19 protein-coding genes, 2 tRNA genes and 2 rRNA genes are annotated in these 23,991 nt (G+C 44.9%); 12 read left to right on the plus strand and 11 right to left on the minus strand.

Annotation, left to right across the window (positions count from 1 at the left end; translation table 11 throughout):
• Positions 1 to 8: 8 nt before the first annotated feature.
• The 6 genes from KOLE_RS08315 to panC all read left to right on the plus strand — a co-directional run bounded on the left by KOLE_RS08315 (position 9) and on the right by panC (position 5,669).
• Positions 9 to 85: transfer RNA gene (locus KOLE_RS08315), tRNA-Ile, on the plus strand.
• Between the two features lie 4 nt (positions 86 to 89).
• Positions 90 to 165 (plus strand) — tRNA-Ala (locus tag KOLE_RS08320).
• A 39-nt stretch (positions 166 to 204) separates the two neighbouring features.
• Positions 205 to 3,158, plus strand: a 23S ribosomal RNA gene (locus KOLE_RS08325).
• A gap of 34 nt (positions 3,159 to 3,192) precedes the next feature.
• Positions 3,193 to 3,309 (plus strand): 5S ribosomal RNA (gene rrf, locus KOLE_RS08330).
• Between the two features lie 625 nt (positions 3,310 to 3,934).
• A complete protein-coding gene (locus KOLE_RS08335; RefSeq protein WP_015868982.1) occupies positions 3,935 to 4,783 on the plus strand; it encodes a GNAT family N-acetyltransferase in 849 nt (282 codons plus the stop codon).
• A gap of 19 nt (positions 4,784 to 4,802) precedes the next feature.
• Positions 4,803 to 5,669: a pantoate--beta-alanine ligase gene (gene panC / locus KOLE_RS08340; protein WP_015868983.1), complete on the plus strand. Its 867-nt coding sequence runs from the start codon at positions 4,803 to 4,805 to the stop codon at positions 5,667 to 5,669.
• On the opposite strand, the gene KOLE_RS08345 is transcribed toward panC, so the two are convergent.
• The 11 genes from KOLE_RS08345 to rpmB all read right to left on the minus strand — a co-directional run bounded on the left by KOLE_RS08345 (position 5,655) and on the right by rpmB (position 17,616).
• Positions 5,655 to 6,743, minus strand: a complete 1,089-nt coding sequence (locus tag KOLE_RS08345) for a cyclic nucleotide-binding domain-containing protein (protein WP_015868984.1) — start codon at positions 6,741 to 6,743, stop codon at positions 5,655 to 5,657. The genes panC and KOLE_RS08345 overlap by 15 nt on opposite strands.
• A 66-nt stretch (positions 6,744 to 6,809) precedes the next feature.
• On the minus strand, positions 6,810 to 8,033 hold the full coding sequence (locus KOLE_RS08350; RefSeq protein ID WP_015868985.1) for an acetate/propionate family kinase: 1,224 nt from the start codon (positions 8,031 to 8,033) through the stop codon (positions 6,810 to 6,812).
• A 20-nt stretch (positions 8,034 to 8,053) separates the two neighbouring features.
• Positions 8,054 to 8,998: a class II fructose-1,6-bisphosphate aldolase gene (gene fba, locus KOLE_RS08355; protein WP_015868986.1), complete on the minus strand. Its 945-nt coding sequence runs from the start codon at positions 8,996 to 8,998 to the stop codon at positions 8,054 to 8,056.
• A gap of 77 nt (positions 8,999 to 9,075) precedes the next feature.
• Complete coding sequence (gene dprA / locus KOLE_RS08360; protein WP_015868987.1) at positions 9,076 to 10,107, minus strand: DNA-processing protein DprA; 1,032 nt, start codon at positions 10,105 to 10,107, stop codon at positions 9,076 to 9,078.
• 3 nt (positions 10,108 to 10,110) lie between these two features.
• Positions 10,111 to 11,505, minus strand: coding sequence for an ATP-dependent protease ATPase subunit HslU (gene hslU / locus KOLE_RS08365; protein ID WP_015868988.1), 1,395 nt, complete (start codon positions 11,503 to 11,505; stop codon positions 10,111 to 10,113).
• On the minus strand, positions 11,505 to 12,050 hold the full coding sequence (gene hslV, locus KOLE_RS08370) for an ATP-dependent protease subunit HslV (protein ID WP_015868989.1): 546 nt from the start codon (positions 12,048 to 12,050) through the stop codon (positions 11,505 to 11,507). The genes hslU and hslV overlap by 1 nt, the downstream gene beginning before the upstream one ends.
• A gap of 16 nt (positions 12,051 to 12,066) precedes the next feature.
• On the minus strand, positions 12,067 to 12,984 hold the full coding sequence (locus KOLE_RS08375) for a D-alanine--D-alanine ligase (RefSeq protein WP_015868990.1): 918 nt from the start codon (positions 12,982 to 12,984) through the stop codon (positions 12,067 to 12,069).
• Positions 12,977 to 15,202: a type I DNA topoisomerase gene (gene topA, locus KOLE_RS08380; protein WP_015868991.1), complete on the minus strand. Its 2,226-nt coding sequence runs from the start codon at positions 15,200 to 15,202 to the stop codon at positions 12,977 to 12,979. The genes KOLE_RS08375 and topA overlap by 8 nt, the downstream gene beginning before the upstream one ends.
• A gap of 9 nt (positions 15,203 to 15,211) precedes the next feature.
• Entirely contained in the window at positions 15,212 to 16,264 is a 1,053-nt protein-coding gene (locus KOLE_RS08385) for a 3'-5' exoribonuclease YhaM family protein (RefSeq protein ID WP_015868992.1), read from the minus strand.
• Between the two features lie 4 nt (positions 16,265 to 16,268).
• Complete coding sequence (gene alr / locus KOLE_RS08390) at positions 16,269 to 17,387, minus strand: alanine racemase (RefSeq protein WP_015868993.1); 1,119 nt, start codon at positions 17,385 to 17,387, stop codon at positions 16,269 to 16,271.
• 37 nt (positions 17,388 to 17,424) lie between these two features.
• Positions 17,425 to 17,616, minus strand: a complete 192-nt coding sequence (gene rpmB / locus KOLE_RS08395) for a 50S ribosomal protein L28 (protein WP_015868994.1) — start codon at positions 17,614 to 17,616, stop codon at positions 17,425 to 17,427.
• Positions 17,617 to 17,741: 125 nt separating this feature from the next.
• On the opposite strand from rpmB, the gene KOLE_RS08400 reads away from it, so the two are divergent.
• The 6 genes from KOLE_RS08400 to KOLE_RS08425 all read left to right on the plus strand — a co-directional run bounded on the left by KOLE_RS08400 (position 17,742) and on the right by KOLE_RS08425 (position 23,931).
• Entirely contained in the window at positions 17,742 to 18,398 is a 657-nt protein-coding gene (locus tag KOLE_RS08400; protein WP_015868995.1) for an HAD family hydrolase, read from the plus strand.
• An 85-nt stretch (positions 18,399 to 18,483) separates the two neighbouring features.
• Positions 18,484 to 19,452, plus strand: coding sequence for a hypothetical protein (locus KOLE_RS08405; protein ID WP_015868996.1), 969 nt, complete (start codon positions 18,484 to 18,486; stop codon positions 19,450 to 19,452).
• Positions 19,453 to 19,580: 128 nt separating this feature from the next.
• On the plus strand, positions 19,581 to 22,163 hold the full coding sequence (gene pulA / locus KOLE_RS08410; protein WP_015868997.1) for a type I pullulanase: 2,583 nt from the start codon (positions 19,581 to 19,583) through the stop codon (positions 22,161 to 22,163).
• Positions 22,164 to 22,194: 31 nt separating this feature from the next.
• Positions 22,195 to 22,662: a MogA/MoaB family molybdenum cofactor biosynthesis protein gene (locus KOLE_RS08415; RefSeq protein WP_015868998.1), complete on the plus strand. Its 468-nt coding sequence runs from the start codon at positions 22,195 to 22,197 to the stop codon at positions 22,660 to 22,662.
• 1 nt (position 22,663) lies between these two features.
• Positions 22,664 to 23,281, plus strand: coding sequence for a deoxynucleoside kinase (locus KOLE_RS08420; RefSeq protein WP_015868999.1), 618 nt, complete (start codon positions 22,664 to 22,666; stop codon positions 23,279 to 23,281).
• Entirely contained in the window at positions 23,278 to 23,931 is a 654-nt protein-coding gene (locus tag KOLE_RS08425) for a deoxynucleoside kinase (protein WP_015869000.1), read from the plus strand. Before KOLE_RS08420 ends, KOLE_RS08425 begins: the two co-directional genes overlap by 4 nt.
• Positions 23,932 to 23,991: the final 60 nt, after the last annotated feature.

Genomic DNA, 23,991 nt, shown 5'->3' on the forward strand with positions numbered 1-23,991 from the left:
GCTTTGGAGGGCTCGTAGCTCAGTCGGTCAGAGCGCACGCCTGATAAGCGTGAGGTCAGTGGTTCGAATCCACTCGAGCCCACCAGCGTGGGGACATAGCTCAGCTGGGAGAGCGTCTGCTTTGCAAGCAGAAGGCCAGGGGTTCGAATCCCCTTGTCTCCACCATAAGCGAAACTCTCAGGTCATTGAAAAGTGCATAGGGAAGGTAAAGGTACAGAAGGCGCACGGTGGATGCCTAGGCAGCAGGAGGCGAAGAAGGGCGTGGCAAGCTGCGAAAAGCCACGGGGAGGTGCAAACGACCGTTGATCCGTGGATGCCCGAATGGGGAAACCCACCTACCTGAGAGGGTAGGTATCTCCGAAAGGAGAGGCGAACCCGGTGAAGTGAAACATCTCAGTAACCGGAGGAAAAGAAATCAACCGAGATTCCCTGAGTAGCGGCGAGCGAAAGGGGAGGAGCCTAAACCGTGGTAGTGTAGAAGCCTGCGGGCGTTGCTACCACGGGGTAGAGGGACGCAACTGGGCGAGGCCGCAGACTCGCCGGGGAGTTACAAACCTTGCATCTAGCTGAAGGGTCTGGGAAGGCCCACCGGAGAGGGTGAAAGTCCCGTAGGCGAAAGGTGCGAGGCTCCCTGGGTTGTGATCCCGAGTACCACGGGGCACGAGGAATCCCGTGGGAATCAGGGGGGACCACCCTCCAAGGCTAAATACTCCCTGCTGACCGATAGCGCAAAAGTACCGTGAGGGAAAGGTGAAAAGCACCCCGGGAGGGGAGTGAAAGAGGACCTGAAACCGTGTGCCGACAAGAAGTGGGAGCCCGAAAGGGTGACCGCGTGCCTTTTGATTAATGAGCCTGCGAGTTATCGTAGCTGGCGAGGTTAAGCCGGGAGAGGCGAAGCCGAAGGGAAACCGAGTCTGAAAAGGGCGAGGAGTCAGCTGCGGTAGACCCGAAACCGGGTGAGCTACCCATGGGCAGGTTGAAGGTGGGGTAACACCCACTGGAGGACCGAACCAGTTGGCGGTAAAAAGCCATTGGATGACCTGTGGGTAGGGGTGAAAAGCCAACCGAACCCGGTGATATCTGGTTCTCCCCGAAACGTGTCTAAGCACGGCCCTGCATGGTCAGTGATGGGGGTAGAGCACTGGTTGAGCTAGGGGGGCAACCTCCGACCTCAGCCAAACTCCGAATACCATCACTCAAAGTGCAGGAGACAGACTACGGGCGATAAGGTCCGTGGTCGAAAGGGAAACAGCCCAGACCACCAGCTAAGGGCCCGAAGAGGTGGCTAAGTGTTAAAGGAAGTGAAGAGTCGAAGACAGCTGGGATGTTGGCTTAGAAGCAGCCATCATTTAAAGAGTGCGTAACAGCTCACCAGTTGAGGCTCTTCGCGCCGAAGATGTAAGGGGGCTGAAGCCACCCTCCGAAGCTGTGGGACAGCAGCGAAAGGCTGTTGTCGGTAGGGGAGCATTGCGCGGTAGGGCGAAGGCAGACCCGCGAGGGCTGCTGGACGAAGCGCAAGAGAGAATGCAGGCATGAGTAGCGAGAGGAGAGTGAGAATCTCTCCCCCCGAAAGCCTAAGGGTACCTGGGGAAGGGTCGTCCGCCCAGGGTTAGTCGGTACCCTAAGGTGAACCCGAAAGGGTTAGCCGATGGGAAACCGGTTAATATTCCGGTACCAGCTAATAGTGAGGCTTGGGGCGTGACGCAGGAGGATAGGCCTCGCGTACTGGTTGCACAGTGCGTCCAAGCGTCAAGGCCGATGATGGAGGTAGGCAAATCCGCCTCCGGAGGCTGAGGCGTGATGGGGAGCTTCTTCGGGAGCGACGAGGTTGCGTTCACACTGCCGAGAAAAGCGTCGCAAGCCGCTTGAGCTATTAGCTGACCGTTCCGCAAACCGACACAGGTAGGCTGGCTGAGAAGGCTAAGGGGAGCGGGATAACCCCCGTTAAGGAACTAGGCAAAATGGCCCCGTAACTTTGGGAGAAGGGGTGCTCTCTGGTGTGAATAGCACCGGGGAGCCGCAGTGACAAGGCTCCGGCGACTGTTTACCAAAAACACAGGACTCTGCTAACTCGAAAGAGGAAGTATAGGGTCTGACGCCTGCCCAGTGCCGGAAGGTTAAGGGGAGGGGTTAGCCCGAAAGGGCGAAGCTCTGAACCGAAGCCCCGGCAAACGGCGGCCGTAACTATAACGGTCCTAAGGTAGCGAAATTCCTTGTCGGGTAAGTTCCGACCTGCACGAATGGCGTAACGATCGGAGCACTGTCTCAACGGGGGGCCCGGCGAAATTTCAGTCTGGGTGAAGATGCCCAGTACTCGCAGCTAGACGGAAAGACCCCGTGGAGCTTTACTGCAGCTTGGTATTGTACTTTGTTGTGGTGTGTACAGGATAGGTGGGAGGCTGAGAACCCGGCTCGCCAGGGTCGGGGGAGCCGCCGGTGGGATACCACCCTCGCCACAGCGGAGTACTAACCTGGTGGTGTGAAGAGCACCACAGGGACAGTGCTAGGCAGGCAGTTTGACTGGGGCGGTCGCCTCCAAAAAGGTAACGGAGGCGCACGAAGGTCGGCTCAGGTTGGTTGGAAACCAACCGGAGAGTGTAAGGGCAAAAGCCGGCTTGACTGTGAGGCTGACAGGCCGAGCAGGAGGGAAACCTGGTCCTAGTGACCTTGCGGCACTGAGTGGAAAGGCCGTTGATCAGCGGATAAAAGTTACCCCGGGGATAACAGGCTAATACCGCCCGAGAGTTCACATCGACGGCGGTGTTTGGCACCTCGATGTCGGCTCATCGCATCCTGGGGCTGGAGCAGGTCCCAAGGGTTAGGCTGTTCGCCTATTAAAGCGGTACGTGAGCTGGGTTCAGAACGTCGTGAGACAGTTCGGTCCCTATCTGCTGCGAGCGGAGGAGGCTTGAGGAGGGTCACCCCTAGTACGAGAGGACCGGGGTGAGTGGACCACTGGTGAACCAGCTGTCGTGCAAGCGGCAGTAGCTGGGTAGCCAACGTCCATGAGCGATAACCGCTGAAAGCATCTAAGCGGGAAACGTGCTCCAAGACGAGGCCTCCAAGGGTCGTCCGAGAAGAGGACGTAGATAGGCTGGAGGTGTAAGCCCCGCGAGGGGTTGAGCCGACCAGTACTAATCACCCGAGACCTTTACCTATCCCTATGCACCTTTGAGTGATTTGAGAGTTATCCTGGGTGCCGATACCGGAGTGGGAAACACCCGGATCCATCCCGAACCCGGCCGTTAAGCCACTTCGGGCCGATGGTAGTGCGGGGGCAGCCCCGTGCGAGAGTAGGTAGCGCCCAGGGTTTTATGGGAAAAGGGAGAGCGAAATGCTCTCCCTTTTTCGTTGTGCGTTGTACGTAACGACCGAGACTCGGGAGTCGAGAACCGAGATCCGGTGAAGAAAAATTAAAGAGCGAGAATGGATGTTGGAGACTGGAGCTTAGATAAAGATCGGGTATAGGGTCTGGGGTCTAGGTTGTAGAGAAAATATTGAAAAGCAGAGATCTGAGAAAAAGATCGTTGTCGGTTGTGGGTCGTGCGTGAAGGCCAAAAAAACGAGAATCCGAGATGGCGAGAAGGCGAGAAGGCCGCTACGCGGCGGTACGAATCCCTTTCGGGATTGACACGAACTCCTGCGGAGTTGACTAGAACCACTACGTGGTTGTTCTGAACCGCTTCGCGGTTGATTTATTACAACCTCGGAAATCTGGCTTGTCATCCTGAACTTGATTCAGGATCTATCATTCATGACTTTCGTATTCTCGTACTCTCAGTTCTCGAATACCGGATCTCGAATCTCGATGTTCTTAGCGAATAGCTTACTTTGTTTTTGATCAGGGAAAATGTTAAAATTCTGTGTAGGAAGTATCGTAATAGAAACTTTCAAAGATAGGATTTTCAGGCCGAAGGGATAGAGGGTTGGTTTTATGGGAGAAAGCTTTGTACCGCTTAGCGAGGTTTCCAAACTTGAGATTGTGGAACTATTGAATATGATTTTTCACGACTATGTGTTAAAGATGCACTGGAGTCTCGAGAATCTTGAGAGGGAGTTAAAGGAGAATGATGTATCCCTTTCTGATTCTTTTGTCATGTTTGAGGACGGTAGGAAGATAGGGATCGCTTTGTTGAGTGTGCGAAGAAAGAGGTGTCGTATTGCTTACATGGGGATTTTAAAGGCGTATCGCGGTACTGGACTTGGATTCCGCATGATGGATAAAATTGTTAATATATGTAAATGGCACGGTGCAAAGGAGATTGTACTTGAAGTCCCGGAAATGGACAGACAGGCCGTGCGTTTTTATGAAAAGTTTGGATTCAGAAAAAACCGGAGGCTTGTTACGTTCTATAAAAAACTTGTCAGAAAGGTTGACGATGGGAAGTACGAAATCAAAAGCGGTGAATTGAATAAAGTGGTGGAGCTGGCTTACGAAAGCGTCTCACGTTTTAAGAGGAGGCCAAACTGGCATAGAGAGCCAGAGAATCTCAGGTGGTTGGAAGGTTATGAAGTATGTAAGGTGAAGGATAATGAAGGAAATGAAATAGGCAACTGTGTCTGGGGTTGTAAAGATGATGTTATCTATTTTATGGAGATTCTACCCGGAAAGGATGCCGGGTTCGATGAACTCCTTGATATATTACTGGATAATTTTTGCAAGAACTACAATTACATTATGATACCGCTTGTTCCTGAAGATGATCCTTTGTATGAATCTGCGATGAGAAAGGGATTCGATACAGTTGCATGGCATATAGAAATGGTTCTTAAACTTCATTGAACACGGGAGGTTGGAAAAAGTGCGAGTTATTGAAAGCCCAAAGGAAATGCAAAAAATTGCCATAGATATTGAGAGAGAAGAAAAAAGCCATGGGTTTGTACCTACGATGGGGTATCTGCATGAGGGGCATCTCTCCCTCGTCAGGCAGGCAAGAATGGATAATGTTGTTGTTACGGTGAGCATTTTTGTAAATCCCACACAGTTTGGGCCCAACGAGGATTACGATAGATATCCCAGAGATGAGGAAAGGGATCTTTCTTTGTTGAGAGATCTTGATGTTGACTATGTTTTTATTCCGAAGGTTGAAGATATGTATCCGGATAATTACTCCACATACGTTATTGTTGAAGATCTGACGGATGTTCTTTGTGGTGCCAGGCGTCCTGGACATTTTAAGGGGGTCGCCACGATAGTGGCAAAGCTGTTCAATATAGTCAGACCCACGAAAGCCTATTTTGGCCAAAAAGATGCACAGCAGTTCAGAGTGCTCAAGCGAATGGCACGGGATCTGAATTTTCCGGTAGAACTGGTGGAAATGCCTATCGTCCGGGAAAAGGATGGCCTTGCTATGAGTTCAAGAAATGTGTATCTATCTCCCGAGGAAAGACAGGAGGCCTTGCTCATACACCAGGCGTTGCTCGCCGGACGAAAGCTCATAGAGGCGGGAGAGTTTGACCCTGAAAAGGTTAAATCGGAGATGTTAGCAATCTTGAGCAAAGGCCAGCGAATAAAGTCTGACTACGTCGAGATTGTTGATGAGGAGACGCTGTACCCTATCGAAAATCTCGAAGATACCACTAACGGGAAGGTTATTTTAGCCATCGCCGCATTCGTTGGGAAAGCCCGACTTATAGATAATGAAATTGTAAATCTAAAAATGAAGTAGTTCTTTCTGGAAGTTCAGGAGATAATCCATAAGAACGAGGCCGGCTTCCGGATTTTTCTTTATCGCTGTATTGAGAAAGGTATCTTTGTCTAAGACTACTATCTTTGATCCTTTGTTTGCTACTGCGGTGACATCCCATTTTCCGGCACAAAGGGTGTGGATTTCACCGAAGGATTCGCCTTTAGTTATCTCCTTTAACTTTAGGAAGCCGTTTTCTCTTTTTTTCACAAGACGAATCTCACCTGATATGACGAAATAAATCGCATCAGCTATTGTGCCGTTTTCAAAGATGACCATCTCATTTTCGATGATTCTCAGTTTGTTCGAGTATTGATCCTGAATATAACGCAAAAAGTCTTCGGAATAATTTGGGGTGCCAAAAGTAACTACGAAAGCCGATTCTTTCAAGCCGAGAGCCCTCAGCATTTCATGAACGTATTTGGAGACGTAGTCAGGGGCTTCCTTCAGCAATTTGAGCATGAGCTCTATGGCACGGTCATTGCCCTCACGGCTTATTTCAGCAAGTGCCAGAAACATTCTGACAGGTCTTTCAAGGGGCGAGTTGGCAAACTGGCTGAGATAACTTTCAAGGTATGCAATTGCTCCATCGTAATCGCCCTTTCTCAAAAGGCTTACAGCTTTTCTGTAAAGAGGTTTCTCGCCTATTATGAGTGGCGGGTACTTATCAATAAAAAATTGGCGTTTTGCCGTGAGATGAGCCAGAAGTTCTTCAACAGAATTGTTTATTTCCTCATTTCTGTTTAGATGATAGGAAAGGCTTTCGATTATCCTTATGATTGCGTGATGAAGGACTTTTGGATGTTTTTTCATGAAATCGACAATTTCTTCTTTGCTTCCACACAGGAGAACTGTTTTTCCAACAGCGTAAACATCCCCGCTACTGTTAAACGTAACAAGACTTAACGGATCGATAAAATCTCCAGACATGAAAATTCTGTCTTCATCATTTGGATTTTTTAGTATCGCACCACCACTTAAAACAATATAGAATTGGGATATATTTTGCCCTTTTCTAGAAATCTTTTTGTCTGCTTCAAAGGTGACTTCTTTCACTTTGACACCTGCCTCTTCACAGAAATTTAGAAATACCGTGCGCCAATTCGGCGCACGGCTGACAGATTACCACAGTTTCAATTCTTTGATACCCTTCTCAACGATTTCTTTAGTGTCTCTTGCTATCACAAGTTCCTCGTTTGTCGGAACGATGAGGACTTTTACTTTAGAATCAGGAGTGGAGATGATTTTCTCACAGGATTTACAGTCGTTTGCTTTTTCATCCAGGGTGATTCCTAAGTAACCAAGATATTTTTTGACGACATTCTCACGAAGATAAGGGCTGTTTTCGCCGACACCAGCGGTGAAGGCTATCGCGTCAACACCGTTCATAGCAGCGGTGTATGCGCCTATGTATTTGGCTATTCTGTATTCGTAGATATCGTGAGCGAGTTTACACACAGGATCGTTGGCAATAGCACCTTCTTCTATCTCACGCATGTCGCTGTATTTACCGTCCGTTAGGCCAAGCATTCCGCTTTTTTTATTCAGCAGATCGTTAATTTCTTTCGGGGTTAAGCCTTCCTGTTCCTGAAGGAAAACGACAATTGCTGGATCAATGTCACCGCTTCTGGTGCCCATAACGAGCCCTTCAAGGGGGGTAAATCCCATAGATGTATCGACAGAACGACCGCGATCTATTGCGGCAATTGAAGCTCCGTTCCCGATATGAGCGGTTATTATTTTTAATTCATTTAAGGGTTTCCCGAGGATTTCTGCTACTCTTGCAGCTACATATCTGTGGCTGGTACCGTGAAATCCGTACCTTCTGATCTTGTACTTTCGATAGTATTCTTTCGGGATAGCGTATAGATAAGCTTTTTCCGGCATTGACTGGTGAAAGGCTGTGTCAAATACCGCTACATGAGGGACATCTGGCAATAATTCCATGGCCGCTTTTATACCCTGAATGTTTGGTGGGTTGTGAAGAGGAGCAAGAAAAGCGTTCGCTTCGATCTCTTTGATTACCCTGTCATCTATCAAAACAGAGGAAGCGAATAATTCTCCACCATGGACCACCCTGTGACCGACGGCATCGATTTCATTGATATTTTCAATAACACCTGTTTCTTTGTCTGTAAGTGTTTTAATAACGAGATCGAGCCCTTCTTTGTGATTGGAGATTACTTTTTCAATGGTGATCTTTTCTTTCCCTTTTTTGTGTTTGAGCCTTGAACCATCGATTCCGATTCTTTCAACGATGCCCTTTGCCAGAACTAATTCGTTCTTCATATCGAGCAGCTGGTACTTTATTGATGAGGATCCGCAGTTAACAACGAGAATTTTCACCAACGCCACCTCCAGCAGATTCAGGCTTTATTTGAACAACCTAATAGTCTCATTCGTGCTTTGATAACTTCTTTAACGTATTCCTTAGCTGTCTTGAAATATTTTCTCGGGTCAAATTCGCCAGGATTGTTGGTTAAGAATTCTCTAAGACCAGCAACATATGCCATTCTTAGATCTGTATCGGTATTGACTTTGTTGATTCCAAATTTAACGGCTTTCTTCAGTATATCCGAAGGAACTCCTTTGGCTCCTTTGAAGTTAGCACCATAACTTTCAGCAAGCTTTACAATATCTTCTGGAACACTTGAAGCTCCATGCAGAACGAGAGGAATTCCTGTGAGCTCTTTGACCTTCTTCAATCTATCAAAATCCAGTTTTGCTTCACCTTTGAATTTAAAAGCGCCATGACTCGTTCCAATAGCTGGAGCAAGGAAATCAACGCCCGTATTTTCAACAAATTCCTTCGCTTCGTTTGGATCAACTAATACGGCTTCGTGTTCAGCAACAACGACATTATCTTCTATACCAACCAATCTTCCAAGCTCTGCCTCAACGGAGACGCCAACACTATGAGCTATTTCCACTATTTTTTTAGTTTCTTCAAGATTTTTCTCAAAGGGGTATTCGGAAGCATCTATCATGACAGAAGAGTATCCTGCTTTAATGGCTTCCATAATAATGTTAAAATGTTTGCCGTGATCCAGATGAAGTGCTACCGGAACCGGTACAGTATTTGCAAAAGCTCTTACCATCGAAACGAAGAGTTGTGCTCCTCTTCTGATATCACCATTTCCAGCGTACTTTATCGCACCTTCAGATGTTTCAATGATTATTGGTGCATTTTCTTCAATACCCGCGTCAATAATAGCGTGTAGAAACTCAAGATTGTTGATATTTAGCGCTGGAACAGCATAACCCTCTTTACTCGCCTTTTCAAGAATATCTTTTGTGTTGACATACGGCATAATATCCCCTCCTTCGGTTATGATTATAACATCTCAATATTTATGTCAGAATATGCTTACACGTGTAACCGATGTTTTCATACAATGTTTGCTCTCCATTTTCCGGTACTTTCAGTAACAAGTCCTTCGAGCTGCAACCGTGTGAGTTCCAGTAGGAGTTCAGTGTGTTCAAGTTTGGTGTGTTCTAGAAGCTCTGAAAATTCAAGTTCACCAAATTCGGAGAGTACTTTTAAGACCGATGACTTTATTTGAATGTCCTTGGATGAACTTCTAGAAACAGTAGGAAATTCTTCCAATATGTCTTCAATCGATAAGATTAGTTTGGCGCCATTCTGGATTAACCAGTTCGTCCCTTCTGAACTTCGTTTGTTTATATCTCCGGGAATAGCAAAGACATCACGTCCATTATCCAGAGCTAGTCTGGCAGTGATAAGTGAACCACTCCTCTTTGTAGCTTCCACGACGAGAACGGCTTTCGATAAGCCAACAATGATTCTGTTCCTCCTTGGAAAATTGTATTTCATTGGAGGAGTACCAGGAAGGAACTCGCTTACTATACAGCCATGTTCAGTTATGAAAGAGAATAGTTTACGATTGCTTTTTGGATAAACGATGTCTATTCCAGAGCCGAGGACTGCCACGGTCTTTCCAGTTGATTGCAGGCTTCCGCGGTGTGCTGCTCCGTCTATCCCCACAGCCAGACCGCTGATTATGCAAAGTCCGGCATTATCCAATTCACGCGAAAAACTTTCAGCCAGTTTCAATCCGTATTGTGTGGCCTTGCGAGAACCAACAATAGCCAGCGAATTTTCTTCATTGAGTATATCCGGGTTTCCTTCATAAAAAAGAACTGGAGGTGGAAAAAGACTGGCTTTCAGTTTTTCAGGGTATTGTTGGTCCTGAAAGGTTATGAAATTTCTGAATTCTTTGAGTTTTTTTTCGACGCTTCGGCATTTTGAGATTATTTGCTTCTGCTTTCGCTCGTTCAATAGTTCTATACGGCTGGTTGTGAGTTCTTTTAACCCGATATTATGTGATTGCAAAATCGAGAGATCATCAACAGTTAGATCTCCCGCTAAAGCCAGTATCGCGTATTCTAACCTATTCATAGCTCACAGGATAAATGCGCTCAAATCCTCATCGGCCAGGATTTCTTTTATTCTCGTGTTTACGTAATCTTCGGTGATAATAACCTTTGGTTCAGAAACGTCGGGTGCTTCAAAGGAGATTTCCTCGAGAACCTTTTCTACAACTGTGTACAATCTTCTGGCCCCGATATTTTCAATCCTTTCGTTCAGGTCATGAGCAACGCGTGCGATTTCTTTGAGACCTGCTTCAGTGAATTCAAGGGTGATCCCTTCTGTTTCCAGAAGGGCTTTGTACTGTTTGGTGATAGCGTTTTTGGGTTCTGTGAGTATTCTCAGGAAATCCTGCTCTGTCAAAGGGTTCAGTTCAACGCGTATGGGAAATCTACCCTGAAATTCCGGTATGAGGTCGGAGGGCTTCGCAAGATGGAAAGCACCTGCTGCAATGAACAGTATGAAATCGGTCCTTACAGGTCCATATTTGGTGTTAATCGTTGTTCCCTCGATTATTGGCAGAAGGTCTCTCTGCACACCTTCTCTGGAGACATCGGGTCCGTGGCTTCCGCGGGCGGTAACTTTGTCGATTTCATCTATGAAAACGATACCCCTGTTTTCAACTCGTTCGATGGCTTCTGCGATAACCTTATCCATATCCAGAAGTTTCTCGGATTCGATCGGCAGAAGGACTTTTCTGGCTTCTGCTACCGACATTCTCTTCTTTTTCTTTCTTTTTGGGAGCATGTCGCCAAACATGCCGGACATATCTATTCCCATTTCTTCCATACCGGGAATCATTATCATCTGCTTTGGCTGTTCCTCAAGTTCGATTTCGATCTGGAGGTTTTCCAGTTCGCCGTCTCTCAATTTTTGACGATATTCTTCCCTTTTTCTCCGCAGATTTTCCGCTTCTTCCGGGGAGATTCTTTGCTGGGGGACGCCCTGGAAGAGTTCGAAGATGTTTTTCGGCTGGCCCGCTCTGTGTTTCAATCCTGGGACAAGCGCTTCAAGTATCCGGTCCTCTACGAACTGCTTTGCTTTTTCTTCTACTTCCTTCATTTTTTCCTGTTTTACCATGTTGACGCCAAAGGCCACCAATTCGCGGATCATGGAATCCACATTTTTACCGACGTAACCCACTTCTGTGAAGCGGGTGGCTTCAACCTTTATGAACGGGGATTTTGATAATTCCGCCAGTCTCCTGGCAATCTCGGTTTTACCCACACCGGTAGGCCCGATCATGAGGATATTTTTGGGTATGATTTCCTTTCTGACATCTTCCGGTAGTTTCTGCCGTCTGATTCTGTTTCTCAAGGCTACCGCTACGGCACGTTTCGCTTCCGCCTGGCCTACGATGTATTTGTCCAGCTCTTCGACTATTTTTTTTGGGGTAAGCTGTGCCAGATCTTCGTCTATCTGTGGCATTATTTTTTCACCTCCAGGGCTTCTACGGTGAAGTTCGAGTTGGTGTAAATGCATATCTCACTCGCTATTTTCATCGCCTGTTTGGCTATTCCTTCGGCATCCATGTCTGTATTTCTGAGTAGGGCCTGGGCAGCGGCAAGTGCATATGGTCCGCCAGAGCCGATAGCGATGACGTTTTCATCGGGTTGAATCACTTCGCCGTTTCCCGAGATAAGTAAGATATTGTCCGTATCGGCAACGAGAAGTAGCGCTTCAAGATTCCGGAGTATCTTGTTCGTTCTCCATTCTTTTGCAAGGTTCACTGCTGCTCTTAAAAGGCTTGAATTGCTTTCGCGGTATTTTTCTTCGAATTTTTCGAAGAGCGTCAGGGCGTCGGCTACCGAACCGGCAAATCCGGCAAGTACTTTGCCGTCTCCAAGTTTTCTCACTTTTCTAGCTGAACCTTTCATTACCGTTGCGCCGAGAGTGATTTGCCCATCACCTGCAATTACCGTTTTACCGTTTCTTCTGACAGCGAGTATCGTTGTTCCATGCATTTGTTCCATTCTTTCACCTCCAGTTTCAATCAGGTTTCAGGGCTTCTTTAACTATCAAATCGATGAGTTCTTCAAATCCCATCCCTGCGGCCCGGGCGGACACCGGCAGATCGCTGAGGTCCGTTAAGCCCGGGATGGTATTTACTTCGAGAAAGTAAAATTGATTTTCTTTAAGTATGCCGTCTATCCTGGCGAAATGCCTGCAACCCAGAGCGGTGAATATTCTTTTTGATAGTTTCTTTATCTCCTCTTTGAGTTTATCATCTATGGGGGCCGGAACAATAAATTCCGTGAGACCCGCTGTATATTTTGCTTCGTAATCGTAAAAGCGCCGTTTGGGTTTGAGTTCGAGAATTGGCAGAACGACAGGTTGGCCACCTTTTTCAATGATGGATATCGTTAGCTCACGTCCTTTTATATACTCTTCGAGTATCAACGTTTTGTATTCTTTTAGAACTTTCGTGGTTTTGTTTTGAAGCTCCTCAAATGTGTCGCATATATAGACTCCGATGCTTGAGCCTTCGTTCGCTGGCTTTATAACCGCAGGAAAGTGTTTCCAGCCTTCCAGTTCTTCTTCTGAGGTTATGGTCTTCCAGCGGGGCATGGTGATCGTGTTTGAAAGGAGTTTGTAGGTGAGGTTTTTATTGAAACAAATGGCGCTAACGAGACTATCTGAGCCAATGTACTCTATGCCGAATAGTTCGAGAAGGGACTGAATTTTGCCATCTTCGCCAAATTTTCCGTGGAGCGCGATGAAGACCAGATCAGTATCCCTGAGCTTTGCAAGTTCGGTAATATTATCGGCTCTCAAGTCGAAAGCATCCACGATGTATCCGAGCTTTTCCAGAGCATTTATAACATTTGAACCACTCTTCAAAGAAATAGGCCGTTCCTTCGAAAGCCCACCATAAAGCACGGTGATTCTTCGACGAAGTTCATTCATTTATCGGGAACTCCTTTTTGCATTTTTCACAGTAAAGTACTTTTTTACTTCTTCTTTTAAACTTGAAGAAGAGTGGGTCTCCACAAACTTCGCACTTCTTGCCAGCGGGTTCGCGCCAAAACATCTTTCCGCAATCTACACATTTAAAGTAGGTTTTTCCCTTTTTGCTTCGCATTTTTTTGACAGAACCGCCGCATTCTGGGCATTTTGCATCTACGTATATGTCTCGTGTGTAGGTACATTTAGGATATGCAGAACATGCTATGAATGAGCCATATCTTCCTTTTCTTATGACAAGTTTGGAGCCGCATTCAGGACAGGTTTCATCTAATTCGTTCTTTTTGTTGTTGGTTTCTATAATGTCGTGAAGGATTACCTTGCCTTCTATGATGGGGGCGAATACAGTCATGTCAAGAGATTGATTTTTGCCGCATTCGGAACATTTCAAATAGCCGCCGTATCTTCCAAATACGACCTTGAATTCGCCACCGCAATCGCATTTTCTGTCGGTCGGGTATTCTATTTTCAACTTTCCGTTCTTTATATCCTGTTCTAGCTTGTTCAGATCCTGCGCGAAGTTTTCGTAAAACCTTAAAACAACTTCCTTCCATTGGCGTTTGGCGTTTTCAATCTCATCCAGTTCTTCTTCCATGTTAGCCGTGAATTTTTCATTTATAATATCCGGGAAGCTTTTTCCGAGAAAGTCGGCAACTATGTTCCCTAAAAGCGTTGGCCTGAGCTCTCTGCCGGATTTTACCACGTACTTTCTTTCGAGCAATGTAGAGATTATTGTAGCGTAGGTTGAGGGACGACCTATGCCCTTTTTCTCTAATTCCCTTACGAGTGAGGCTTCTGTGTACCTTGCCGGGGGTTTCGTCTGGTCTTCTTCCCATAGAAAGGTGTCTGGTTTTATTGTTTTCCCTTCTGGAACGATAGCGGTTTCGTGGTTACCGTTTGTTTTCTTAAGAATACGTTCAAACCCGTCAAATACACAGTTTCTGGTGGTGTATTTGAAGACGTATTTCCCATTTTCATCGGCTATTTTTATCGTAGTTACATCATATTCCGCCGCTGCCATCTGCGAAGCGAAGAAACGTTTCCATACGAGTGCGTAGAGGCGAAGGTGATCACCGGAGAGAAGTTTTTTCGCCTTAACCTCTTCCGGTGTGCGTTCAGGATATGTAGGCCTTATAGCTTCGTGGGCATCCTGGACATTTTTCTTTCTGGATTTCTTCGTTTTTGCAGTTCCGAGGTATTTCTCTCCGAATTTTTCCAGAATGAACACTTTCGCTTTTTCTTTTGCTTCCTCCGATATTCTGGTTGAATCTGTTCTCATGTAGGTGATGAAGGCTATATGACCTTCCGGGGTATCGATGCCTTCGTAGAGTTGTTGTGCTACTTTCATGGTCTTCGAAGCGCTCCAGCCGAGTTCGTTTATGGCAGTTTGCTGCATGGTCGAGGTTATGAATGGTTCAGGTGGTTTGATCTTTTTTCTTGTTGTTTCAATACTGGAAACTACAAAAACGGATTGTTTAAGTTCGTTTAGGATTTTATCGCGTTCTTCTTCCGTTCTGATGGATTTATTGCTGAATTTCTTTCCATTTATTTCGAGAAGCTGTATCTTTTGTTCACCGACGCGCATGAAGATTTTATAAAATTTATGGGGCTTGAATGCCGCGATCTTGCTTTCCAGGTCAGATATGAACTTCAAAGCCACCGTTTGAACCCTTCCGGCACTGAGTCCGCGAGAAACGGTTTTCCAGAGCAATGGGCTTAGCTTGTAACCAACTATCCTGTCCAGGATTCTTCTGGCAACCTGAGCGTTTACTTTGTTCATATCTATCGTTCTTGGATTTTTAACGGCTCGCTTTATCGCATTTTCGGTGATTTCGCTGAAAATGATTCTGTTTTTCTTTGTTTTGGGAAGGCCGAGTATTTGAGCCACGTGCCACGCTATTGCTTCACCTTCTCTATCCATATCTGAAGCAAGAAGAACCTCTTTTCCTTTTGCTTTTTCTTTCAGCTGTTTGACAACCTTTTCCTTTCCCTTAAGAATTCTGTATGTTGGGGTGAGGCTGTTGAGATCGACACCGAATTCAGATTCGGGAAGGTCTCGAATGTGTCCTTTTGATGAAGTTACCTCGTAATCCTTGCCAAGGTATCTTCCGATGGTCTTGGCTTTTGCGGGGGATTCAACTATAACGAGTTTTTTGGACAAGATATCACCTCATTGTGCTGAACTGTCACGGTTTTTCATGAAGATTCTGCGGTTTAAGAACCTGTCGTAATTACTCCAACCGTAACCAGAAGCGTTTGATTCTCGATTTTCTATTTCTCTGAACTGCGCGATTTTGGAATCCAGGTTGTCAGCCATATGGAGAACTATGGCTTCTGTGGTTTTTGGAACCACGGGTGACCCCCACTCCATTTCGCCATGGTGCGACAGAATGAGGTGTTTCAATTCTATAAGAAGGTCTTCCGGGAAGTCGCGAATCCTACCGGCATAGTGCGTAATCATTTCCGAACCGATTGTTATATGGCCTATGAGCTCCCCTTCGTCGGTTTTATCTATTCCAGCCTGATTGAGCGAATATTCCCTGACCTTTCCGATATCGTGAAGCATCGCGCCAGCTATGAGCAAATCTCGATCAAGGGATTCTGCATATTTGTTTGAGAGAAAATCGCAGATTTCTACAACATCCAGCGTATGCTCTAAAAGCCCGCCTTTGTACGCGTGATGGACGGTGACCGCTGCTGGAGAGGTGACGAAATGTTCAACGAATTCTCTGTCTTCCTCGAAAACGCATTTCAAAAGCTGCTTCAAAGGTTCGTTTTTGATAGAATTCAGGTACTTTTCCAGAGATTCATACATTGATGGAATACTTCGTTTGGTGGTTGCGAGAAATCTCGACGAGTCGTACATACCATCTTTGAGCAGATCGAGACCATTCTGGCTGTCTAGGTTGAGCTGAAGTCGTTCCTCATAAACAACGATTCTCCCTCTAACCCTGACGAGCGAACCTATATCTATTTTTGCATCGTTTTCTTCTGCAGAATGCCAGTCTATTCCCCTTATCGTTCCGGTGCGATCAGAGAGAGTCATGAGAAGAAATTTCTTTCCATCGCGGGTTTGCTGTAAACGTTTGGAAATAACTTTCAGATCCAGTGTTACATTCATTCCCGGTTTGAGGTCGGAAACGAAAGGCATGGGGGTATCGGATCTTTGTGTCTCGTTTATTTTCTTTACCACTTCTTCTCCAAGGATATCCTTAAGTTTCATTTCATTACTCCTTTCCAGTATATAACCTTGGCACGCGGGCGGTTATTGTACAGGTTATTTCGTAGTTTATTGTGTTCAGTAAATCGGCTATTTCTTCTACCGTTATTCTTTCTTCGCCTTGTGAGCCAATCAGTACAACTTCATCGCCTATTTTTGGTTTTTTGTGCAGGTGCGTAACGTCTACCACGAATTGATCCATACAGACTCTACCAAGGATTTTACAACGTTTTCCGCCGATTAGCACTTCGCCACGGTTGGATAATCCCCTGCTGTAACCATCCCCATAACCCACGGGTACGGTGGAAACCACCATTTTCCTGTCCGCGATAAAGGTTCTCCCGTAACTCACGCTGTCACCTGGCTTTAAAGTTTTGACGTAAGATACAGCGCTTTTCCATGTTAAAACGGGCTTAAGTTCCGGAATGACGAAATCTCCGGAAGGTTGCAAACCGTAACTGGCTATGCCAAGTCTTATATAATTATATTCCTCACGGTTAAACCGCAATGAACCCGCGCTGTTACATAGATGTTTTACAGGAATTTTTATCCCTTTGCTTTCAAGGGTTTTCACCGCGGATTCAAAGGCTTTTCTCTGCTCTATAGAAAACTGTTCTATTGCTTCATCAGCGACGGCAAAATGTGAATAGATTCCTTCTATGCTAAACCCATTTTCCAGAAGGTATTCTATCAGCGATGTGCATTCGTTAGCAGAGGGACCGATACGCTTCATTCCGGTATCCACATTTACATGGACCTTCAGTTTTCTGATCTGGTTACCAAGGACACTTTTAATTCCTTTCATCTGTTCTATCGAGTAGGCTGTGATTGTAAGGTTATTTTCAAGTGCTAGAGAGGAGTATTCTGGATCAAAATAGTTAAATACCAGTATGGGAACGTTTATTCCATGGTTTCGCAGTTCGATTCCTTCTTCTAAGAAAGCCACAGCCAGCATGTCAATACCGGATTCAACAGCAGCTTTTGAAATTCCAACAGCTCCATGGCCATAGGCGTTGGATTTTACCACGGCCATAACTTTTGTGGGTGAAACTTTTCGCTGGAAAAACTCTAAGTTTTGTTTGTAAGCTTTCAGATCTATTTCCAGATAGGTTCTCCTGCTCAACATATACACCCTTGAAAATAAAAGCGCGCTTTGCGCGCTTTTATACTGCTCTCTGGACTTTTCCGGCTTTAAGACATTTGGTACAGACTCTCATCTTTTTGACTTCGCCATCAACTATGACTTTGACCTTCTGGACATTTGGTTTCCACCAGCGTTTGTTTTTCTTATTGGAATGGCTGACAGTATTACCTGTAGTCGGCCTTTTCCCGCAGATCTCGCAGACCTTTGACATTGTGATTGCCTCCTTCCAAAATGCATTCTTTTACATTATAGTTGAGATGTAGTTGTTTTTCAACGGTTATTTTACTACATGGCGAAATTATAGTAGGAATCAAAACTTTAAGGAGTGATGAAAATATGGGTATCAACACGTTGTGTTACCTCTTTGATCTTGATGGAACCCTGACTACCCTGGATGACGATACTTTTATTAAGATCTATTTTAAGCTACTTTCGGAATATTCCCGGGACAGGGTAGACCCAAAAAGATTGTTGGCAACCATATTAACAGCCGTTAAAAATCTTGAGGTAGAGGTTGAGACGCGGGAAAACAATTACCAGCGTTTTATGAGGTTTTTCTCTAAGAAGATGGGAGACAAGAGCCAGCAATGGTATGAGAGCTTTTTCAACAAATTCTATGAAACGGATTTTGACGGGCTTGAGACTTTTATAAAACCGCGGGAAAATGCAGTGAAAGCTTTGCTGGAGTTAAAAAAACAGGGGCACAGAATTGTTCTGGCAACCAATCCGGTCTTCCCATACATAGCTATCGAAAAAAGGATTCGATGGGTGGGTCTCACTCCAGAAATATTCGACCATATTACCACGATGGAGAACAGCCATTTTGTTAAACCATTGCCGGATTATTATCTAGAAATCATGGAAACTGTCGGCGTTTCGCCGAAGGAATGCATTATGATCGGGAACGATGAGATAATGGATGGCGCCTGCAGAAATGTTGGTATTGCATATATCAATGTTATGGAGCTGGAAGTGTTGTTGAAGGATCTTTAGATTCTTGCTGGAAAGATACTGGTGAAACGAAAAATTTTTTACTTCTCCCTGGTTCTGAATGGTATACTTTTTGGGGAGTGATTATATGACGCGTTTCTTTCTTGTCCTGTTACTTTTGATGTCGAGTTTGGTTTATGCGAAAGGTGCGTCAAACACACTGGAGATCGGTACTTACACTTTTTACTACCTTTCTCCTGATAGTATCCCTAACAATCTTTTAAAAGCCCTCATAGTAGGACAAACTACAGATAGAAAGCTTAAAATCTTATATGAAGGGCGTGAATTGAAGTTGACCTTGCCAGGAATAACCTTTCCGGAAGAGGAAAGTGAGACCATTTGGAGCATGAGGAAGCTTCTGACTGACAGGCTTTTGCTTGGCGAAGAAGTATATTTGACTTTTTCGGAAACCATGAGAGATGAGACGGGAAATTTGACTCCATTGCTGTGGGTTAAATTTGAGAATGACGTCTTCTTACTTCAATCTTTGCTTCTATCCAATGGGCTGGTTGAATTTGATGAGACTACCTGTCCTAAGGATTACAGGGATTTTTTAAAAGCCGCTGAGTTATTTGCAAAAAATAATGGACTTGGTATCTGGACTTCTGAGGATGGAAGTATAAAAAAAATTAAAGTACTTGGGTTCAGTGATATTGGAACCAAGACTGTGAAAGCTTCGTTAGGAGATCTAGTAATAGTTGAAATAAGAGAACTTTATGAAATGGGAAGAGGAATCATTGTTATTGAATCACGAGCGAATGAGGTGGAGTTATCTGGAGTGAGGTTAGCGATACTTTCTGATGTTGATGGATCTGAAGAGGATTCTTTTATCTTTGAAGAAAAGAGAGTTTTAGATAGTGGTGAAAAGATTGTTATAGCTGTTGCGCTGGATAGGTCAATGGTTGAGGTGAAGAATTACGATTATGTATGGGAAACCACCATAGATAGTGAGAGAGGCAAGTTGAAGATTGCTTATCCCGATGGTAATTACGATATTTTCGAATACAAATACGATAGAAAACTGGATGGTTATGAGGTAACACCGATAGTGGAATAGTTATAAATTGAGTTCAACCATTTTATCTCAGTTTATTTGTGGCAGTACATAACAAGAGTATGAAGAAGGGAGGTACGGGTGTTCTTTCTTCCCCGGTTAAACGGGAAGCGTTTGGATGCCGAAAGCCTATGAAGTTTCTGAGAGTATTTTTTCTGGTGTTAATATTCATGGTGTTTGTGGAGACGGTTTTTGGGTTTGAAGCGTTGGCAACCGGTAAATCCGCGAAGGATTTTGGGGGTAATACGGTTTTGATCGTTCATTATCATCGTTACGATGGAAACTATAATGGTTGGAATCTTTGGGTATGGCCTCATAAACCGCAAAGTCTTGAGGGGAAGAGCTATAAGTTCACAGGTAAAGATGATTTTGGAGTACTGTCTATTGTTGTTTTCCAGGACAGATACACGCAATTAGGTTTCATCGTAAGGTTGAGGGAATGGGAAGCAAAGGATATTAACGCCGACCGATTTGTCGATATTCCGGAATCAGGTGTTGCCGAAATATGGGTTTTGGAAGGAGAAATGGAGTATTACACAGATCCTTCTAACGTTGATCTTAGTCCGAGGGTGAAGGCGGCATTTTTGGATAGTTTTCAGGAAATTTATGCCTACCTCTCAACTCCTTTTAACACCAACAAATGGAAAGGAAAACTTTTGATCAGTATTGATGGAAAAAGCGTGGCGGTTAAAGATGTAACAAAAGCAGATCCAACGGACATTTCTACTACAAAATATATAAAGATAATCCTTGAATCGCCCTTAAAACCAAAGGATGTTTCAAAAGATATAAAGTTGAATATAAGAGGTTACATTGAAAAAACTGTTATTGTACGGAAAGTCCTTGACGATGATGAATTTTATTACAGTGGGGATGACCTTGGAGCAAACTATTCACCTCAGCGTACCGTTTTCAAAATCTGGTCACCGGTTTCTTCGAAAGTGGAACTACTCCTTTACGATGATTTCAATTCGGAAAAACCGTCAAAGGTTGTGGAAATGCAAAGAGCCTCTGAAGGGGTATGGACAGCTACTGTTGAGGGAGATCTTCACCTTACAGCATATAAATATCGCTTCTATTCCTACGGTAAGATCAGGGAAACCGTGGACATTCATTCCAGGGCGGTTACCAGAAACAGTGAAAAGTCTGTAATTGTTGATCTATCCAAGACGAATTTTTTCGGTTGGGAGAAGGAGGTAAAACCAATCCTGCTCGCTCCGGAGGATTCTATAATTTATGAAATTCACATCGCCGATATCACCGCTGATCAATCAACGAATATCGTTCACAAGGGGAAATATCTCGGACTTACCGAAAAAGGCGCAACGGGCCCCGAAGGAGTAAAAGTGGGGCTTGACCATCTTGTGGAATTGGGAATTACCCATGTCCATATAATGCCGATTCATGATATTTATTACATCAAAGAAGGCGAGCCGGATCAGTATGGCTGGGGCTATGATCCCTATCTTTACTGGGTTCCCGAAGGGCATTACAGTACGAATCCTTCCGATCCTCTTTCAAGAATCGTTGAGGTAAAAAAGATGATAAAGGCCCTTCATGAAAATAATATCAGGGTTATCCTTGATGTGGTTTATAACCATACTGCTCAAACCGGCCCGGGCTCTCCTTTCGACCAGACGGTTCCTTATTACTTCTATCGAACAGATAAAGCCGGGAATTATACGAATGGCTCAGGTGTTGGAAACGAAATTGCCACCGAACGACCGATGATGAGAAAGTACATTGTTGATTCACTGCTTTACTGGGTTAGGGAGTATCATGTTGATGGTTTCAGGTTTGATCTTCTTGGCCTGTTTGACAGGAGAACAGTTTTAGAGATAGAAAAGGCTCTCCATAAGGTGGATCCAACGATACTTCTGTATGGTGAACCCTGGGGAGGCTTTGGTGCGAAGGTTACCTTTACCAAAGGCGATCAAAGAGGGACCAATGTTGCCCTTTTTAACGATGGTTTCAGAGATGCCATCCGGGGTAGCGTTTTCAATAAGACGGCGAAAGGCTTCGCGTTTGGTTCAAGAGGGAAGGAAACAAGAATTAAACGCGGTGTTGTGGGCAGTATAAAATACGACAGCAAAATCGTTGATTTTGCCGCGGATCCTGAAGAAACGATAAACTACGTTTCTTCCCACGACAATCAAACCCTCTGGGATAAGAACCTGAGCGCTATGTCGAGTGCTTCCGAAGAGTTTCTTAAGTCAGCCCAGAAATTATCGAATGCGATCATTTTGCTTTCTCAGGGAATCCCATTCCTTCACGGCGGTAGCGACTTCTGCCGGACCAAGTATGGTAACGAAAACAGTTATAATGCCGGAATTGAGATCAACAAATTCGATTGGGCGAGAAAAGTCAAATTTCTGGATGTTTTCGAATATTACAAAGGGCTTATAGAGCTCAGGAAAAAGCACATCGCCTTCAGGATGAGGACGGCAGAGGATATACGCTCGAACCTTACCTTTATAAACACGCCGCAAAAGCGCATGGTAGCGTTTATTATAGACGGCAGAAAGCTTGGAGACACCTGGAACAAAATTCTTGTGGTTTTCAACGCCAACACTTCCCCCGTTTATTTCAGGTTGCCGGATGGGGAATGGGAAATGGTTGTTGATGGGAAGATTGCCGGGATAGCCACAATAAAAACCGTTAAGGGTATCGTAAGGCTTGATGGAACAAGTGCGTATGTGTTTCATAGTAAATAACATAAAATGATGGGCATTTTGGAGGTGCACCATGTACAGAAGCTCTGTAATAAGGGTTCTTGAAACCGGCTATCTGGATGAAACCCGTTCCGCCGCACTGGAGTGCAAGAGGATACTGGAAGCGCATGGGTACAAACTGGCTAAACAACTGGATGTGGAACCAATTATGAGCAATTTGAAGGACGCTATATATACCTTAACGCGGGAGACAGGGCTTGTTGTGATTCTTGGCGGAACCGGGTTGTTAAGTCAAGACATTTCCCCGGAGGCTCTTCTTTCGATCATCGATAAACGTGCGACAGGTCTGGAGGTCGCTATGATCCACAGTGCTCTGAAACACGATCCAGGGTTGGCGCTTTATCGTTGTACCGCCGGTACGATACTGAATTCGGTGGTTTTGTGTATCCCGGGGTTTGTGGAATCAGTGTCGTGGCTTTTAGAGCCTATTCTGGATAGTTTGAAGGTGCTAATAGATCAACTGAATCAGGAGGACGGATAAGGTGTTCACGAAGTTTAGAGGAAAATATGTAGCAATTGAAGGGGTTATCGGGGTAGGAAAGACAACGCTCGTGAGGTATCTCTCTCAAGAGTATGCACTGCCGCCAGTTCTTGAGGTTGTTGAAGAAAACCCTTTTCTATCGAAGTTTTATGAAGACATGGAACGTTGGGCTTTTCAGACCCAACTTTTCTTTCTTGTGAGCAGGTTCGATCAGCAGGAGAAGTTGAAGAAAACTCTTCAGATGGGAATGGGTGCTGTTTCTGATTATATATTTGATAAGGACAGGCTCTTCGCCAGCCTGACTCTGAAAGGTGAGCATCTAGGCCTTTATGAAAGAATTTTTGGGCTTCTCAAGAGCCACACGCCCACGCCGGACCTGGTTGTTTATCTTTATGCAGATATTGATGTTCTCATGGAAAGGATTGCTTTGAGGGATCGACCTTTCGAAAGAAGCATGGATAGAGGTTATATTTCGAACCTTGCCGAAGCCTATGAAAGCTTTTTTGGGAACTACGCATGCGCGCCGGTGTTGAAAATCGATACGACAGAAATGGACTTTGTGAGAAACCACAGTGATCTCAAAAAGATATACTCGTTGATAGAGGAGAGATTACCATGATAATAGGTATTTGCGGAAATATAGGAGCCGGGAAATCTTCTTTGACATCGCTTTTACAAAAAGAATTGGGATTTACAGCCGTTTACGAAGCGGTAGATGAAAACCCATTCCTCGAAGATTTTTATAGGGATATGCATAGATGGGCCTTTCATTCTCAACTCTTTTTTCTAATAAAGCGTTTTGATTTCCTGAAGAAGGTGAAGGATGAGGGAACGGTTATCCTGCAAGACAGGACTATTTACGAAGATGTTGAAATATTTGCCCGAAACCTTCATATGATGAAATACATAGATGAAAGAGATTGGAAGCTGTATCATGATACCTTTACAACCCTTTCGGACCATTTAACCCCGCCTTCAGGACTGATATATATAAAATGCTCACTGCCGACGCTGTTGAAGCGTATCCAGAAACGCGGCCGGGGTTACGAGTCGGATATCGATCCCAGGTATCTGGAAAGGCTCAATAATCTTTATGAAGAATGGTTTAGCAGATTTGAATTATCTCCAAAACTTGTGGTTGATGGTGATAAATTGGATTTCGTGGAAAACCCAGAGGATAGAAAAATAGTTTTGGAACAGGTTAGCGGTTTTGTAAAAAATATTGCAACAGGTGTTCAATCAAAACTTTTCAACGGTGGCAAAACATAATTCGGCAAAACATAATTCATTGTAAAAGAAAACGTTAATTTGGAAAGCTGCCGACAATAA

This window comes from Kosmotoga olearia TBF 19.5.1 (assembly GCF_000023325.1).
Taxonomy (GTDB): domain Bacteria; phylum Thermotogota; class Thermotogae; order Petrotogales; family Kosmotogaceae; genus Kosmotoga; species Kosmotoga olearia.